Raw genomic sequence first — 15,934 nt, 5'->3', positions numbered from 1 at the left:
GATCCGCCGCGGCCCCGGCTCGGCGAGCGTGGAGACATGGAACTCTTCGGCGGACTGCCGCTCCCCTTCTCTCTCGCTCTCCTGGCGCTGATCGACGGGCTGAGCGTCGGCACACTCCTCATCCCCGTCTTCCTGCTCCTGCATCCGGGGCGGGTGCACGCCCGACGCATCCTGCTGTACCTGGGGACGATCGCCGCGTTCTACCTGCTCGTCGGCCTCCTGTTCCTCTGGGGGTTGGTGAACCTCGTCGACGTCGCGTCCGACTTCCTGGCCTCGCCCGCCGGACTGATCATCCGCCTCCTCGTGGGCGGAGCGCTCCTCATCACCGCCTTCGTGATGCCGACCGGTGACAAGAGTGCCGCAGCGGCCTCCCTGTCCGCCTCGCTGCCCGCCTCCGCGTCGGTCCTGCCGGGAACGGACCTGCCGACCGCACACGAGGCGAGCGGATCGTCGATCACGACCCCGCCTCCTGCGCCAGCCGCAGTGGCGGAGCCTCGGGCGCGCACCGGTCGCATCACCCGGTGGCGGGAGCGACTGCTCGACCCCCGCACCCGCGGCACCGCGGTGATGGCCGTGGCTGTCGCGGCAGGGCTAGTCGAGGTCGCCACCATGCTTCCCTACATCGTCGCGATGACGATGCTCGCGGATGCCGGAATCGACACCCCGCTGCGCGTGCTCTCGCTCGTCGGCTACTGCGCGCTGATGATCCTGCCCGCTGTCGTGCTGCTCGTCCTCCGCCTGGTCGCCGCCCCGCTGGTGCAAAGGCCGCTCGAACGATTCGCCGCCTGGATGGAGCGCACCGGCGCCGAGAACACCGCATGGATCATCGGCATCATCGGATTCCTCATCGCGCGCTCCGCCGCCACCGAGCTCGGGCTCTTCCAGGCGATCGGATCCTTCCTCGACCGATGACCGCCGCGCCCGCGGAGTGCGACCGCGGCGCACCCCCCGACGAAGTAGGCTCGACGGGTGCGTCTCGTCATCGCCCGCTGCTCGGTCGACTACACCGGTCGGCTCAATGCCCATCTCCCGCTTGCCACGCGTCTGCTCGTGCACAAGGGAGACGGGAGTCTGCTCGTGCACTCCGACGGCGGCAGCTACAAGCCGCTCAACTGGATGAGCCCGCCGTGTTCGCTCTCGAGCGAAGAGCCGGGCGAGGAAGAGGCCAGCGCCGGCGTGGTCGAAGTCTGGCGCGTCACGCACAAGAAGACCGGCGATGCGCTGCGTGTGCAGATCTACGAGATCATCCACGACACCTCGCACGAGTTGGGCATCGATCCCGGGCTCCAGAAAGACGGCGTGGAGGCCGACCTGCAGCGACTTCTCGCCGAGCAGGTCGAGCGCATCTCCGAGGGCGCCACGCTCGTGCGCCGCGAATACCCGACGGCCATCGGCCCCGTCGACCTTCTGGTGCGCGATGCCGACGGCGCCGCGATCGCGGTCGAGATCAAGCGACGCGGCGACATCGACGGCGTGGAGCAGCTGACCCGCTATCTCGAACTTCTGGGTCGCGACCCGCACCTCTCCCCCGTGCAGGGTGTGTTCGCCGCGCAGGAGATCAAGCCGCAGGCACGCGTGCTCGCTGAGGACCGCGGAATCCGCTGCCTGGTGCTCGACTACGACGACATGAAGGGCATCGAGTCGGGCATCCCCCGCCTGTTCTGAGGCGTCGCCCGTCAGCGCGCGGCGATGAGCCGGGGTGTCGGGCCCTCAAGGCGCGCGATCGCGATCTTCACCTCGACGATCTCTTGCTCGATACGGTCGAACCGCGAATCGAGCTTCGCGTCCTGCGCTTCAAACCGCGCATCGAACTTCGCGTCCTGCGCTTCAAACCGCGCATCGAGCTTCGCGTCCTGCGCTTCGAACCGCGCATCGAGCTTCGCATCCTTCGCTTCGAACCGCGCATCGAACTTCGCGTCCTGCGCTTCGAACCGCGCATCGAGCTTCGCGTCCTGCGTTTCGAACCGCGCATCGAACTTCGCGTCCTGCGTTTCGAACCGCGAATCGAACTTCGCGTCCTGCGTTTCGAACCGCGCATTGAACGTCGCCACCACCTCCGCGAATCGCGCGTCCATCCGGTTGATCATCCAACCGAAACCGCTGATGATCGCCACCAGTAGCGTCACTGCTGTCGCCAGCATCGTGATGACTTCCACCGACACGTACATGCCCCCTATTCTCGCCCGCGAATCCACCGTTGTCACGACCTTATATGTGGACACTAGGCGTTCACATGAGGCGTGCAGAATTGACTCAGTTGCACACCTGTGCAGGAAGAGCGGCCATCGCCGTCCCGGCCCATAGGCTGGAGAGATGCCTCACTCCCCCTACTCCTGCGTGCTGTGGGACGTCGACGGCACCATCGTCGACGCGTCCGTCGGCATCCTTCGCCGGCTGAATGTCGCGCTCACCCACTTCGGGCGTCCGGCACCGACACGCGAGGAACTGGTGCACTGGATCGGCCCGCCCATGTTCCAGTCCTTCCAGGACCAGGCGGGCATGACGCCGGAGCAGTCCGCCGAGGCGGTCGCCTTCTACCGCACGCTCGGCAAGGCCGACGGCTACACGACCGACGCCGCGACCTACCCCGGCGTGGTGGACCTCATCAACGAACTGCACGCTACGGGAATGCCGCAGGCGACAGCCAGCTCGAAGCCCGAGAACCAGGTCGACGCACTGGTCGACCACTTCGGACTCCGGCCCGCATTCCTGACGACCGTCGGGGCAACGCCCGACGAGTCGACCCTCGCCTCGAAGACCGACATCGTCGCCGAAGCTCTTCGTCGGCTGCGCGAGCACGGCGCCGACACCTCACGCCCCGTCCTCATCGGCGATCGGCACCACGATGTCGAGGGTGGCAACGCCAACGACGTCCCGGTGATCTTCGTCGAGTGGGGCTTCAGCGACGCCCACGAGGGTGACGAAGCCGCGTTCCGGGTGGCCTCCGTGGCCGAACTCCGCTCTCTGCTGCTGACCTGACCGGCGCGCTGGTGCGCGACCTGCAGACCACACGCCACGTGCAGGGAGCCGAATCGGACCCGGAAAGCACAGAACTCCCCGCCGGATGACGCATCGGGACGCGATCCGGTGGGGAGTTCTGTGTCTCGCCCGTCTCAGACGGGGCGAATGTTCTCTGCCTGCAGGCCCTTCGGGCCCTGCGCCACATCGAACTCGACTCGCTGGTTCTCTTCGAGAGACCGGTAGCCGGATGACTGGATGGCGGAGTAGTGCGCGAAGACGTCAGCGCCTCCGTCGTCGGGGGAGATGAAGCCGAAGCCCTTCTCCGAGTTGAACCACTTAACCGTGCCCTGGGTGCTCATGTACTGCCTGTTCTGCTGGTGAAGAAGCCGACGCAGGGATGCCCCGACATCGCTAACGCTAGTGGAGGAGGCCCCGAGCGGAATAGCACCTGCAAGAAGGTAATCCAAATGTTGCACGAGCGGCACGCGGCCGTCATCCGGCGCGTTCGGAGGCGCACGGCCCAGAAGGCGCCCAGAAAATGGTGTGGCCCTCACCGCGGGGGGAGCGATGAGGGCCGAAGACGACCGGAGGGTGCGTCAGAGACAGCTTAGCTCCTTTTCGACGCCCTTGTCCCCCTTTTGGGGGACAAATCTGAACTTCGTCGCGAAGGCGAACGATAGCGGCCCCCTCGAGTAGCCCATTGGGGACTGAACTACTCGAGAGGGCCCAATCGCACGCACAGATCGTCTGCCCCTGGGGTGGGCCGCCGCCTCGTGGGGAGAGACGTAGACGATCAATCCCCTCGTGCATGCACCTTCACCATAGGGGAGGAAGCGCCGTCCCGCCATCGAATTTCACCCGGGCGAGACCGGCGCGGTCGGGACTTGACCCTGAGGGGTCCGCGGGTCTCGTCCAGGTGTGTCACGGATGGTCGCGTCGGCGACATCGCACGCGACGTCCGGCTCGCGAGTAGCCTGATCCGGTGACTCTGCTCAACAAGGACATGACGCTGTGCATCTCGCTTTCGGCACGGCCGAGCAACAACGGCACGCGCTTCCACAACCACCTCTACGAGGCGCTCGGGCTGAACTGGATCTATAAGGCCTTCGCCCCCACTGACCTCTCCCAGGCGATCGCAGGCGTGCGCGGACTCGGCATCCGCGGATGCGCGATCTCGATGCCTTACAAGGAGGACGTCATCGCCCTCGTCGACCGGATGGACCCTTCGGCGAGCGCGATCGACTCCGTCAACACCATCGTCAACGATGACGGCGTGCTCACCGCACACAACACCGACTACTCCGCGATCGCGCAGCTCATCGAACGTGATCGCCTCGATCCCGCGGCCTCGGTGCTGCTGCGTGGGTCGGGAGGGATGGCGAAGGCCACCGCCGCCGCGTTCCGCGACGCCGGATTCACGCGCGTGACGATCGTCGCCAGGAACGAGCGGAACGGCCGTATGCTCGCCGACCTCTACGGCTTCTCCTGGCTGGCCGAGGTCGGAGACGCCACCGCAGACATCCTCGTCAACGTCACCCCGATCGGCATGGCCGGTGGCGCGGAGGAGCACACGCTCGCGTTCTCGGAAGAGGCGATCGCCGCGGCATCCGTGGTGTTCGATGTCGTGGCTCTTCCCGCGGAGACGCCGTTGATCGCCGCCGCGCGCTCCGCAGGCACCCCCGTGATCACGGGGGCCGAGGTCGCAACGTTGCAGGCACTGGAGCAGTTCGTGCTGTACACCGGCATCCGGCCGTCGGCGGAGCAGGTGCGCGAGGCCGAGGAGTTCATGCGCGCCGGGAACGCGTGATCGGAGCGTTCTGATCGCGGAGACCGCGTCTGACGCACGCGTAGCAACGTAAGTTGACAGCGCCTCGTTAGCAACGTAGGTTGACGACATGGAATCCCTCGATGTCGCACAGATCGCCGCGGACACGACCGACCCGCGTGCAGGCCTGCGTGCGGTGGCATCGCTGCGCACGCTCGCGGACGCACTCGAATTGCGCCAGGTCGAAGCCGCACTGCGGTCCGGCATGAGCTGGCAGGCGATCGCCGATGCCCTGGGCGTCACCCGCCAGGCAGTGCACAAGAAGCACGCGAAGCGGATCGATCCGACCATCGCCGTTCCCCGGAGGAGCTCATGAGCAGATTCACCCACGCCGCCGCCACGATGCACACCCTGTCGCTGGCCGCCATGGAGGAGGCCTCACGCTTCGGAGTGCGCGACGCCGACATCGATCATCTGCTCCTCGCCCTGACCATCGATCCCGACACGGGAGGGCAGATCCTGCGCGGCATGGGCGCCGGCCTCGATACGGCCCGCGCGGCGGTCGCGGCACAGCACGCAGCTCAACTCGAGCTCGTGGGCATCGCCTCAGACACCGACGGTCTCGGTCGCATCGTCTTCCACGAGACCTCGGGATATGAGTGGACGGAACGGGCGCTCGCTGTCCTGAAGGAAGCATCGAGCGGGGATCGACACGGCGACTCCGCTGCGGTGCTGCGCACCCTCATCGACGAACCGAGCGGTCTCATCCAGGAGATCCTGCGACGAATCGACGTCGACCCGGAGATCCTCAGCGCTCGCCTGGATGAAGTGCAGCGACTGCGACTGGTGCCGCTGCAGGCGCCCGACACGCACACGCTGTCCGGCACGCGCTCCCTCTTCGCCCCGGCTTCGCGGGAAGACGTCTGGGCTCTGCTGTCATCCGCCGGCCGGATTCCCGAGTGGGATCCGGCAGTGGGCACCATCCATGCCGACCATGACACGACCGGGCCGTGGGAGGCGGAGTCCACGACAGAAGCCCCGGACGGCAGACCCGTGCGCGTGAAGGAGGAGTTCCGGCGACAGCGCGTCGAGCTGGTGGAGTGCGAGAAGCCCGCCCTCATCCGGTGGCGCTTCTCCTACCCGGACGCCGTCCGATCGAATCCGAGGCTCGTCGATTTCGAACTCGAACATGCCGCTGGTGGAACGCAGATCCGCGCGACCCTCACGTGGGAGGCAACGCAACGCCGTGGTGGCCGGCGCCTGGTGCGCGCCCTCCTGAAGCCGCTCCACCGTCTCCTCGTCTACATCCAGCTCACCCAGATGGAGAGTGGGATCACCCGCGTCTTCCGTTGACCCTGCGACCCCCATGGCGGGCGCACCACGCGGATGCGCCCGCCGGACCGAATCCGATCAGCCCTTCGCGCCCTTGCGAGGCTTGATGAACTCGGCCGGGGCGTTCTTCTCCCGCTTCGCAGCTCGCTTCTCCTTGAGCGAGAGCTGCGGCGCCTTCTTGCTGTCGCGACCCTGGATGGACTTTCCGGACATGGTTACTCGCTTCCCCTTCGGTGGCTGGCGTAACCTCCGACCATAGCCCGGAACCAGGGGAAGTCAAATTTCCTTTTGACCGGGAAAAAACACACACCGCTCAGTGCTCGTGGCTTTCATGCCGTTTTCGGAATGTTCCCGCCGCAACACCACAGCGCCGACGCGGTTTGCTACCGTGGGGCGGGAAACGACGACGGAGGACGACCTCCGACGGTGAGGCAGATCGGGGACGGCCCCACCTCGAAGGAGTCCGGCGATGTCACGCACGGAGCTTAAGCAGTTGATCGGCGTCACCGATATCGTCCGCGTCGCATTGGGATGGGGCGCTTTCGCGGCCCTCCTCCTCTTCCACCCGGTTCTGGAACCCCCTGTGCCCGTGCCGGTACTCGTGATCGCGCTCGGGGCGATCATCGTCGTGATCCTCGTCTGCGCGTTCGGTGTCGTCAAACAGGCCGAGGCCCTCGCCCACAGGCTCGGCGACCCGTACGGCTCGCTCGTGCTGACCCTGTCTATCGTGCTGATCGAGGTCATCCTCATCTCCGCGGTCATGCTCGGTCCTGGTGAGCACGCGACCATCGCCCGCGACTCGGTCATAGCCGTCGCGATGATCATCCTCAATCTCGTCATCGGGCTCGCACTCCTCCTCGGCGGACTCCGCCACCGCGGCATGGCGCACAACCGCACCGGCACGTCGGCGTATCTGTCGATGCTGGTGGCGCTGGTCGCGCTCGCGTTCGGCCTCCCCGCTCTGATCGGAACGGACGGCTCGTACACGACGGCGCAGGAGATCCCGATCATCGTGCTCACCCTCGTGCTCTACGCCTTCTTCCTCTACCGGCAGATGGGCGCGCAGGCGAGCGACTTCACCGAGGTCGATCCGCGTCTTCTCCAGACCGTGGAGGACCAGGAGAAGGGCGAGGCCAGCGGCGGGATCCGCCAGGTGCTGTCCGCGCACCGCACGGAGGTCGTCGTGCGCCTCGCGCTACTGGTGGTCACCGTGATCCCCATCGTGCTGCTGTCGCACGACATGGCGGCGCTGCTCGACGACGGGCTGGGCCGCCTCGGCGCCCCGGTCGCCCTCGCCGGTGTGCTCATCGCGGGCATCGTGTTCCTTCCGGAGTCGATCACTGCGGTGCGCGCCGCGCTCGGCGGTGAGGCCCAGCGCGTGAGCAACCTCTGTCATGGCGCGCTGGTGTCGACCGTGGGCCTGACCATCCCGGCGGTGCTGATCATCGGCATGTTCACCGGCCAGACCGTCGTGCTCGCGGAATCGCCGGCGAATCTGCTGATGCTCGGCGTCACGCTGCTGCTGTCGGTGACGACCTTCGCCGCGAAGAGGGTGACCGCGATGCACGGCGCTGCACACCTCGTGACATTCGCGGTCTACCTGGTGGTCCTCTTCAGCTGAGCGCGGCCCATCCGGATAGTTGCCGCACGCAACTGAACTGATATCCTTAGTGTCATGGCGGTCGATGACGAGATCGAAGACATCCGCGAGGCACTGGTTCGCGTGGTCGCGGAGTGGACGCAGGGCGAGCTGCAGACACAGGTGGCCGCGAGCGTCGGAGGATCCCTCGACGCCATCGAGGTACGAGCCCTGTACGTGGTCGGCATGCACGGCGGTTCCCTCGGGTTCAGTCGACTGGCCGACCGAGCGGCGATGTCACGCCCGACGACGTCGAAGCTGGTGTCGCGCATGTCGGCGTGGGGGCTCTTCGATCGCGTACGAACGGGGCGGACGGTCGAGGTGCGCTTGACGGATGCGGGCCGAGACGCTTACGCCCGCCTCGTCGCCTCCGGGCAGCAGATGGTCGGCGGCGCGCTCACCGGCTGGTCCGCGCACGAGATCGCCCAGTTCCAGGCCCATCTCAGCCGCTTCGTCGCCGCCCTTCCCGAATCGACATCCAGGGCCACCGCATCCCCGTCGTCATCCGACCACGTCTCATCACCCCAGGAGGAAACATGACCCGCACCTACGTCGTCACCGGCGCCGCATCCGGCATCGGTGCCGCGACCGCCGAACTGCTTCGCGCCCAGGGACACACCGTGATCGGGGTCGACCTGGGCGGAGTGGAGGTCACGGGTGATCTTTCGACACCCGCCGGCCGGATCGCTGCGGCGGACGCCGTTCTCGCCGCCGCCGACGGCGGCATCGATGCGATCATCGCCTGCGCCGGAATCGCCGCACCGATCGCCAAGACCATGGCCATCAACTATTTCGGCGTGACAGAGTTCCTCACCGCGCTGCTGCCGAAACTGAGTCTGGCGGACCAGCCGCGCGCCGCCGTGGTCTCATCGATGGCATCGTTGCAGCCGGTGTCGGCGGACCTCGTCGATGCGGCCCTGGACGGCGACGAGAGCCGAGCCCTCGAGATCGGCGAACAGCTCGCCGTCACGGCCGAGGGCGGGTTCCTCAACTACTCCTCCAGCAAGCGCGCCCTGTCACGCTGGGTCCGCCGCGAATCCGTCTCCGAAGCCTGGGCCGGCGCCGGGATCCCCCTCAACGCCGTCGCCCCCGGCACCGTCACCACGGCGATGACCGCCGGATTGCTGGCCAGCCCGGAGGGTCTGGCGCAGGTCGACGCCGCCGTGCCGATGCCGCTGAACTACCACCAGCCGGCATCCTCGATCGCCGAGTTGCTGGTGTGGCTGACGAGCCCGGCCAACACTCACATGGCCGGCCAGACCATCTACTGCGACGGCGGCGCCGACGCGGTGCTGCGCGGTGACGACATCTGGTCCTGGAACGACGCCCCGCGCGACTGACCCGCCACGCCACGCGACGAAAAGACCCGATCCCGCTGCGGACCGGGCCTTTTCAGCATCTTCCTCTTGTCCCGTCATCTCCTTATTTTTAGCGACTCAAAATAAGGTGTACTCTCGAAGAGAACCGGACGACCACATCCCCTTCTTCCCACCGGCATCCGGCCTCACTGGGGAAGGGTCTGGCCGCCGGACAGCGCGTCGTCCATCGGGGGCAGCATCGCCACCCCGGGTGTGTTCGGCGTGCCCGCGCACAGGACCGAGTGCGCCCGCATTCAGGGGCACCCGAAGACAGGAGAGGAATCGCTGATGGAGGAGAACCGAAACGACTGGAAGCCCAACCCGGTGTTCAGCTCGATGCCGCATTCGATGGGCCGCGGCTCCCGCGAAGACATCGTCTGGGAGGCGCTGGACCGGGTGAACGGCAAGCCGGCACCCACGATGGACGCCATGCGGGCCGCGATGGGGAACGAAGCACAGATCCGCATCGTCCACGACACGATCCGCGCCTACCTCGACGCGCACGGGCTCCGCGACACCAGCGAGCTGGGTGTGCACACCTCGCCCTGAGCGGGTTACGAGCGGGTGCCGTGAGGACCGTCATCCTCCGAACACGGCCACCGAGCCCGCCCGTGCGCGAGCAGCCCTGAGCGCAACGGCACCCAGCGCCCCGGTGGCGAGGATGCACGTCAGGATCAGCACATTGGAGACGAGGATCATCGCGTTCTGGTCGGAGACACTGCCCGACATCATCGCGACCTCCATCAACGACCCCAGCACCACGGCGGCGAGCGCGATCGCAGGGATGAACCGCCACGGCTTCGCCAGCGAACTGCGGAGCACCCCGGCGACGATCACACCGCACAGCCCCAACTTCACGAGGGCGTTCACGTAGACCGGCACCGCCGAGGTGAAGTCGAACGAGACCATCAGAAGTGGCGGCCCCACAGGGAGCCAGACGGCGAGGAGGAACAAGGAGACGATCCCCCCTCTGGAAAGTCGAAGAGTGTCATCGCGGCGCGCAGCTCCGATACCAGCGGCGACCAGCGCGAGGCTGAAGGCCAAGGTCGATGCGGTCGAGATGATCGCGAGGGCATCGACGTCGAGCGTCCCGGGAAGACTGCGGAACGCGGCCAACAGGGCCGACGTGATGAACAGCGCTCCGGATGCCAGCCACCACGTCGACCACCGTGATGACGCGTCCTCGACCCCGATCACCGGGAGATCAGGTCCGCTCATCGCTCACCCTTTCGTCACTCAGGGGCACATCCCGCATCCACCATCTCAGACACCGCCCGGCCGCACGAGAGGGGAGAACGACTCGGCGGTATGGCAACCTGGATCGTGCACCTGTCCGTCTGCGAACACCGAGAGCGTCGTGACCTTTGATGAGCATCCGGATCAGGGATGTCGATCCTCGCGACGTCGCTGAGCTTCTCAGGTGGAACGGCATCCTCCGAGACGGCTACTCGGCCGGGCGGCAGAAGGTGTGGTCCCGCAGCGACGAGGCGACGCGCCTGCAGTTCCAGAGCCCGCATCCGACTCGCCGCTTAGTGCTGCTGCTCGCGGAGATCGACGAGGTGCCGGTCGGGGCGGCCGAAGCGCACGTGCATCCTGGCGAACCTGCCGACGTCGAGATCGCGGTTCTCGACGCCTTCCGCCACCGCGGCGTCGCACGTGCGCTGCTCCACGCCATCCGAAACGCGCTGCGCGGCACCGCCACGATGATGCGCACCGAGACGTACTCCGATGCCGGGGTCTCGTTCGCACGCTCCGAAGGGCTCCAGGTGGGCGTCCGCGAGAGTCGCCAGGTGGTCGATCTCCCGGTCTCCACGAAGACACTCGACCGGCTCCCGACTGCACTCGCAGACGTCGACATCGTCTCCTGGGTGGGCGCGTGTCCGGATGAGCTGCTCGATGACTGGGCGAGGCTTCGCGCTCACATGTCGGAGGACGTGCCGATGGGCGACCTGACACGGACCCCCGCGCCCGCCGACGTCGCGGCCGTTCGCCGGAACGAGGAGCGCATGTCCGAACAGGGGTATGCCCTGGTGCGGAGCGTGGCGCGCGCGGACGGGGAGGCCGTGGGGTACACCGAGATCCTGCTGTCACGGCCGGATCCGAAGATCGTCCTTCAGGACGACACCTTCGTCGCGCAACGGGTTCGTGGTCGTGGGATCGGCCGCGCGTTGAAGGTCGCCAACCTCCGTCGTCTCATGAGCCTCCCGGAGAGCTCGGACTCGCGGTTTCTGCAGACCTACACGGCCCTGACGAACGCGCCGATGCTCGCCCTCAACAGATCGGTCGGATTCGAAGAGGTCGACGTGCTCACCATCCTCGAGGGCCCGCTGGGCTGACGATCTCGTGGACCCTCGGGGCTGAAGGCCGACTGTGGGCCCTCGCCGTTCACCCCGCGGAAGAACGATCGAGCGAGCGCAGTGCGCGCGTGATGATGCGAGCGGTAGCGGCATCGTCGCTGGCGGCGCCCCAGCGGTCGCAGAGTTCGACGGCCCAGTCCGGACGGGTCTTCGCCGCGTCGTTGATCCAGTTGGCGACGGAATCCTGGACGTAGCGGGAAGGATCGTCGCGCAGAGGATGCAGGATCGGCTCTCCGCGCTCCGGCTGCTTCTTGAGCGCAGCGATGTGGGCGGCCCACACGCCTCGCGGCCGCAGCGCTTCGCTGGCGAATCGGCGAACGCGCTCGGAAGGGTCGCCGGTCCACGCGGCGAGCATGTCGATGCTGGCGTCGAGGTCGGTGACGAGCACAGGGCGCGCTGCCATCCACACCCACTCGCGGACCGCGAAGTGCTCATCGTCGGCGAACCGTCGGAGTCGATCGAGCATCACGGCGGGAGTGACTGACGGCTGCGCAGCAATGAGGAAGCATGCCCACCCGCGCACGGTGTCGGACGGGTGCGCGGCCATGTCGTCGACCTCGGCGGAATCACAGCGGATCGCGAGCGCGGCACCGATGCGGGTCATCCGCTTGAGGATGCCCAGCTGCTGCGCCTCGGCGACTTCGGCACTCAGGGCAGCGTCGGCGTCGGGGAAGACGTTGCGGAACAGAGTCGTGTGATCTATCGCGAGCGCGTCGGACAACGTCCTCGACGCTGCCAGGCCCGCATCGAGTGCGCTCAGGTGCTCCGCGTCGGCCCCGGGCGATGTGCGGGCCGCCCGTCCTCCTGCTGTTCTACTCATCGCCGAGGTTCCGCTGCATCGCCGCCAAGACGAGGGAAGCGCGGTCGCGATCGGTGGCACTGATCCCGGCCCCGAGCTGACGGAGCCATTCGGCGTAGACCGGCACCAGCTCGGCGATGAGCCGCTCGCCGGCGAGGGTCGTCACGAGCGTGTGCGTGCGCCCGTCTGTCGGGTGCGGGTGTCGCTCGATCAACCCGTCGCGGTCGAGTCGATCCAGAAGTCCCGTGACGGTCGCCGAGGTCACGGCGAGCCGGGTCGCCAGCAGCCGTGGCGTGATCCCCTCCTCGGCGGAGACCGCGAGGAGGGCCGCCATCCGCCCCTCCGACAGATCGTGTCGAGCGAGCAGCTCCGCGCAGGCCGCGTCGATCCGCCGCGCGGTCGTGAGCACCGTCATCACCAAGCGCGCAGCCTCGTCGTCGCCGAGTCGCGACAGCAGGAGCGCCTGCTTGGTCCCCACTGCATCCGTCATCCCCCCAGATTACTAGGCGGCTTACGAAATCCCGGACCGCGCCTCTTCCGGCGAGTTCTCGACCGTCTCGGCATCGAACGATCCGACACCCGCAGGGGAGGTTTCGGAAGGGGCGGGGGAAGCACAGGCGGCGAGCGCGAGCGCCGAGGTGCTGAGACCGACGGCGGCGAGCGCGAGCGAATCGAGGGCTGGGGTGCGTGAGGTCACGGGACGCCTTCTCTAGGGGAGGGGACACTCCCATCGTCGCCGGGCCGACTGCTCGACGCATCGGTCTGAGGGAGGGGCATCGTCGTACCGCAGGCGGATGTTCCACCACCGCGCATGGGCGTCCGCCGTCAACGGGAGAGCGCGTGCGGCTGTTCGGGCGCGAGTGCGTCGGCGCCCTGTCGGGCGGCCTCGGCATCGGTCAGAGCGGGCCGGCGGGGCCACCAGAACCTGTCACGAGTGATGAACGCGAGTGCGGGGACGATGACCGTCCGCACGAGGAGTGTGTCGATGAGCACGCCGATGCAGACGATGACGCCGATCTGCGTCAGCGTGATGAGGGGGAGAACGCCCAGGACGGCGAACACCGCGGCGAGAAGGATGCCGGCGCTGGTGATCACGGCGCCCGTCGCGGCGAGAGCACGAATCATGCCCTGGCTGGTGCCGAGTCGGGCGGCCTCCTCTTTCGCACGGGTGACGAGGAAGATGCTGTAGTCGACACCGAGCGCGACGAGGAACAGGAAGCTGAACAGCAGCACGTTCGTATCGATGGCGGGGAATCCGAAGAGTGGCGACTGGAACAACCACCAGCTCACCCCGATCGCCGAGAAGAAGCTGGCGACGACGGCGATCAGGAGCAGCAGCGGCGCGACGAAGGCCCGAAGAAGGAGCACGAGCACGACGAAGACCAGCGCGAGGATGAGGGGGATGAGGAGAGCCTGATCCCGGGCCTGGGCTTCGGCGACATCGAGCGCCTGCGAGTCGAGCCCTCCGACGAGCCCTTCGCCCGATCCGACGTCGTCGAGCGCTTCGCGCATGCGTTCGACGGTGGCGAAAGCCGCGTCGGTCTCGGCGCTGGCGTCGAGGGTGACATCGATCCGCGCGAACTCATCCGTCGTCTCTCCCGGCCTCGCCGCGTCGACACCGTCAAGATCCGCGAGAGCGGTGGTCGCCGCCTCGGCGTCCTCGACAGGAACGACGACGATGGCGGGGGAGGTGGTTCCAGCGGAGAACGCCTCGGCGAGGACCTCCTGACCCTGCACCGCTTCGGGCTTCTGCAGGAAGCGGTCGTTCTGGGAGAGTCCGGTCTGCACGAACAGCAACCCGCTGGCCATCGCGCCGAGAACGACGAATCCGACCGTCGCCACCACGACCGGGCGCTTCGACACTCCGCGACCGAGCTTCCCCCAGACGCTGCGGGAGATCGCGTCGGGCGACTGGAACCGGGGGATGTAGGGCCAGAACAGGCCGCGGCCGAAGAGCACGAGAGCAGCGGGCAGCACGAAGAGCGCGAAGAACATCGCGACGACGATGCCGACGGCGCAGGCCAGCCCCAGCGCACGGTTGCCCGCGATCTCGGCGAGGAGCAAGGTGAGCAGTGCCAGTGCGACCGTCGAGCCGCTGGCGATGATGGCGGGACCTGCTCCGCGAAGGGCCCGCTGCATAGCCTCTCTGCGACTCTCATGCAGACGCAGTTCGTCACGGTAGCGGGCGATCAGGAGGAGCGCATAGTTCGTCCCCGCGCCGAAGACGAGCACGGAGAGAATGCCCGTGATCGACGCATCGAGCTGGATGCCGACGGCGCTGGCGACCTGTCGGGCGACGATTCCCGCGAGTGCGTCGGCCAGGCCGATGACGACGAGGGGGACGATCCACAGCCATGGACTGCGGTAGGTGATGAGCAGCAGAACGGCGACGACGATGACGGTGGTGAGGAGAAGGGTGAAGTCCGCCCCGTCGAACACGGCGGCGATGTCGACCTCGAAGCCTTCAGCGCCGGTGAGATAGACGCGAACTCCCTCCAGGTCCGCAGCGGCGATGTCGCGGATCTCCTGCGCGCGTGCAGTCTGCTCCGCAACGTCGGGCTCCGGCTCGAGAGGCACCACCACGAGGGCGACCGTTCCGTCGTCGGAGACCTGAGCGGGCGGTACGGCGCCGTCGAGGGCGAGCGCGGCGAGATCGCCGAATGCCTTCTGATCGATGAGGGAGAGCGTTTTCTCGTCGAGCACGCCGTCTTCGGAGGCGAAGACCAGCAGCGCCGAGGTCGCGTCGGCGCTGGGGAACTCTTCGAGCAACTGATCGACCTTGACGGATTCGGCGGAAGAGGGCAGACCGACCGACGGGGCTGTCTCGGACTCCTCGCTGCCGGCGAGCGCGAACAGCGCGGTTGCGGCGAGCGCCGTGATCACGAGAATGATCCACGATGTCTTCGCGGACGTCAGGAACCGTGTGAGTGCGCCCATGAAAAGTCCCAACCTTGGATAGTAGTTCGATCATCAAACTATATGACTATCGAAAGATAGTAGCGATATCGTGGAGGTCATGCAATCGAGCGGGGTGCCACCTTTCGACGCCGACGGGGCGGACTTCATCCCTGCCCGTCCGGCGACGGCCCTACTTCGGGACTTCATCGAACTCAGCGAAGTCTTCGAGTCCTCCCTCGCGGATGAACTCGGGGTCAACCCCACCGATCTGCAGGTGATGGAGCACCTGCTCATGAGCGGTCCTCTGGCCCCGACCGAGCTCGCGCGGAGAGTGGGGCTGTCCGCGGGCGCTACCACCACGTCCATCGACCGCCTCGTCGCGCTCGACCACGTCTCCCGAGAACCCCACCCGAACGACCGCCGAGGAATCCTCGTAGCTCCGCGGCGCGCGTCGCGTGACAAGGCGATGGGTCGCCTGATCCCCATGATCATGGGGATCGACGCCGAACTGGACGCCTTCACGCCGGCCGAACAAGACGTGATCACCCGCTACCTGCGGCAGGTCAGTGAGTCTCTGCGGCGGCACGCCCATTCGGGATCATCGGACTCCGAATGAAGGGCGCCGGAGCCGCAGGGTGACCCCGATCGATCGGCGTTTCCGGAAAAGCGAAGGGCCCGATCCATGGACCGGGCCCTTCATCTCGCTGTGCGCGAGGGGGGACTTGAACCCCCACGTCCTTACGGACACTGGCACCTGAAGCCAGCGCGTCTACCATTCCGCCACTCGCGCGAGTGTCTCGTTCCGAAGAACTCAACTTCCCAAAG

The 15,934-nt window shown here is 67.2% G+C and carries 20 protein-coding genes and 1 tRNA gene; 12 read left to right on the top strand and 9 right to left on the bottom strand.

Features of this window, described 5'->3' with window-relative positions:
* The first annotated feature begins 36 nt into the window (after positions 1 to 36).
* Complete coding sequence (locus ASD13_RS16470; protein WP_055871647.1) at positions 37 to 912, top strand: GAP family protein; 876 nt, start codon at positions 37 to 39, stop codon at positions 910 to 912.
* Between the two features lie 57 nt (positions 913 to 969).
* Positions 970 to 1,665, top strand: a complete 696-nt coding sequence (gene nucS, locus ASD13_RS16465) for an endonuclease NucS (RefSeq protein ID WP_055871644.1) — start codon at positions 970 to 972, stop codon at positions 1,663 to 1,665.
* Between the two features lie 11 nt (positions 1,666 to 1,676).
* Here the strand turns inward: nucS and ASD13_RS16460 are convergent, their stop codons facing one another.
* Complete coding sequence (locus ASD13_RS16460) at positions 1,677 to 2,168, bottom strand: hypothetical protein (RefSeq protein WP_055871641.1); 492 nt, start codon at positions 2,166 to 2,168, stop codon at positions 1,677 to 1,679.
* A gap of 145 nt (positions 2,169 to 2,313) precedes the next feature.
* Between ASD13_RS16460 and ASD13_RS16455 the strand changes: the two genes are divergently transcribed.
* Positions 2,314 to 2,979, top strand: a complete 666-nt coding sequence (locus ASD13_RS16455) for an HAD hydrolase-like protein (RefSeq protein ID WP_055871637.1) — start codon at positions 2,314 to 2,316, stop codon at positions 2,977 to 2,979.
* A 134-nt stretch (positions 2,980 to 3,113) separates the two neighbouring features.
* Here the strand turns inward: ASD13_RS16455 and ASD13_RS16450 are convergent, their stop codons facing one another.
* Positions 3,114 to 3,320: a cold-shock protein gene (locus tag ASD13_RS16450; RefSeq protein WP_017203899.1), complete on the bottom strand. Its 207-nt coding sequence runs from the start codon at positions 3,318 to 3,320 to the stop codon at positions 3,114 to 3,116.
* Between the two features lie 623 nt (positions 3,321 to 3,943).
* Between ASD13_RS16450 and ASD13_RS16445 the strand changes: the two genes are divergently transcribed.
* From ASD13_RS16445 to ASD13_RS16435, 3 genes are all read left to right on the top strand, one after another.
* The gene (locus tag ASD13_RS16445; RefSeq protein ID WP_268776192.1) at positions 3,944 to 4,768 is read left to right on the top strand and encodes a shikimate 5-dehydrogenase; all 825 of its coding nucleotides are present in this window, start codon (positions 3,944 to 3,946) and stop codon (positions 4,766 to 4,768) included.
* Between the two features lie 88 nt (positions 4,769 to 4,856).
* Positions 4,857 to 5,102, top strand: a complete 246-nt coding sequence (locus tag ASD13_RS16440) for a hypothetical protein (RefSeq protein WP_055871634.1) — start codon at positions 4,857 to 4,859, stop codon at positions 5,100 to 5,102.
* Entirely contained in the window at positions 5,099 to 6,079 is a 981-nt protein-coding gene (locus tag ASD13_RS16435; protein ID WP_055871631.1) for an SRPBCC family protein, read from the top strand. Before ASD13_RS16440 ends, ASD13_RS16435 begins: the two co-directional genes overlap by 4 nt.
* A 57-nt stretch (positions 6,080 to 6,136) precedes the next feature.
* On the opposite strand, the gene ASD13_RS17765 is transcribed toward ASD13_RS16435, so the two are convergent.
* Positions 6,137 to 6,271 (bottom strand): hypothetical protein, encoded by a 135-nt coding sequence (locus ASD13_RS17765; RefSeq protein ID WP_017829963.1) that lies wholly within the window; start codon positions 6,269 to 6,271, stop codon positions 6,137 to 6,139.
* A gap of 256 nt (positions 6,272 to 6,527) precedes the next feature.
* Here ASD13_RS17765 and ASD13_RS16430 point away from each other — a divergent pair, with 256 nt between their 5' ends.
* From ASD13_RS16430 to ASD13_RS16415, 4 genes are all read left to right on the top strand, one after another.
* Positions 6,528 to 7,679, top strand: coding sequence for a calcium:proton antiporter (locus ASD13_RS16430; RefSeq protein WP_055871628.1), 1,152 nt, complete (start codon positions 6,528 to 6,530; stop codon positions 7,677 to 7,679).
* A 54-nt stretch (positions 7,680 to 7,733) separates the two neighbouring features.
* Complete coding sequence (locus tag ASD13_RS16425; protein WP_055871625.1) at positions 7,734 to 8,237, top strand: MarR family winged helix-turn-helix transcriptional regulator; 504 nt, start codon at positions 7,734 to 7,736, stop codon at positions 8,235 to 8,237.
* Positions 8,234 to 9,037, top strand: coding sequence for an SDR family oxidoreductase (locus ASD13_RS16420; protein ID WP_055871622.1), 804 nt, complete (start codon positions 8,234 to 8,236; stop codon positions 9,035 to 9,037). Before ASD13_RS16425 ends, ASD13_RS16420 begins: the two co-directional genes overlap by 4 nt.
* 306 nt (positions 9,038 to 9,343) lie before the next feature.
* Entirely contained in the window at positions 9,344 to 9,604 is a 261-nt protein-coding gene (locus ASD13_RS16415; protein WP_055871620.1) for a hypothetical protein, read from the top strand.
* A 30-nt stretch (positions 9,605 to 9,634) separates the two neighbouring features.
* Here the strand turns inward: ASD13_RS16415 and ASD13_RS16410 are convergent, their stop codons facing one another.
* Positions 9,635 to 10,273, bottom strand: a complete 639-nt coding sequence (locus ASD13_RS16410; protein WP_055871616.1) for a hypothetical protein — start codon at positions 10,271 to 10,273, stop codon at positions 9,635 to 9,637.
* A gap of 149 nt (positions 10,274 to 10,422) precedes the next feature.
* Between ASD13_RS16410 and ASD13_RS16405 the strand changes: the two genes are divergently transcribed.
* Positions 10,423 to 11,391: a GNAT family N-acetyltransferase gene (locus tag ASD13_RS16405; protein ID WP_055871613.1), complete on the top strand. Its 969-nt coding sequence runs from the start codon at positions 10,423 to 10,425 to the stop codon at positions 11,389 to 11,391.
* A 49-nt stretch (positions 11,392 to 11,440) separates the two neighbouring features.
* Here ASD13_RS16405 and ASD13_RS16400 read toward each other — a convergent pair whose 3' ends face one another.
* From ASD13_RS16400 to ASD13_RS16385, 4 genes are all read right to left on the bottom strand, one after another.
* Entirely contained in the window at positions 11,441 to 12,232 is a 792-nt protein-coding gene (locus tag ASD13_RS16400) for a DNA alkylation repair protein (RefSeq protein WP_082531546.1), read from the bottom strand.
* Positions 12,225 to 12,701, bottom strand: a complete 477-nt coding sequence (locus tag ASD13_RS16395) for a MarR family winged helix-turn-helix transcriptional regulator (protein ID WP_055871610.1) — start codon at positions 12,699 to 12,701, stop codon at positions 12,225 to 12,227. The genes ASD13_RS16400 and ASD13_RS16395 overlap by 8 nt, the downstream gene beginning before the upstream one ends.
* Before the next feature lie 21 nt (positions 12,702 to 12,722).
* Positions 12,723 to 12,908: a hypothetical protein gene (locus tag ASD13_RS16390; protein ID WP_055871606.1), complete on the bottom strand. Its 186-nt coding sequence runs from the start codon at positions 12,906 to 12,908 to the stop codon at positions 12,723 to 12,725.
* 128 nt (positions 12,909 to 13,036) lie between these two features.
* Complete coding sequence (locus ASD13_RS16385; RefSeq protein ID WP_055871603.1) at positions 13,037 to 15,148, bottom strand: MMPL family transporter; 2,112 nt, start codon at positions 15,146 to 15,148, stop codon at positions 13,037 to 13,039.
* A gap of 79 nt (positions 15,149 to 15,227) precedes the next feature.
* Between ASD13_RS16385 and ASD13_RS16380 the strand changes: the two genes are divergently transcribed.
* Positions 15,228 to 15,725: a MarR family winged helix-turn-helix transcriptional regulator gene (locus tag ASD13_RS16380; protein ID WP_017829951.1), complete on the top strand. Its 498-nt coding sequence runs from the start codon at positions 15,228 to 15,230 to the stop codon at positions 15,723 to 15,725.
* Between the two features lie 91 nt (positions 15,726 to 15,816).
* Here ASD13_RS16380 and ASD13_RS16375 read toward each other — a convergent pair.
* Positions 15,817 to 15,899: transfer RNA gene (locus tag ASD13_RS16375), tRNA-Leu, on the bottom strand.
* Between the last annotated feature and the right edge of the window lie 35 nt (positions 15,900 to 15,934).

Origin of the sequence: Microbacterium sp. Root1433D1, assembly GCF_001426835.1 — a bacterium.
Lineage (GTDB): Bacteria > Actinomycetota > Actinomycetes > Actinomycetales > Microbacteriaceae > Microbacterium > Microbacterium maritypicum.
This window is presented reverse-complemented; position numbering and strand designations above follow the sequence as displayed.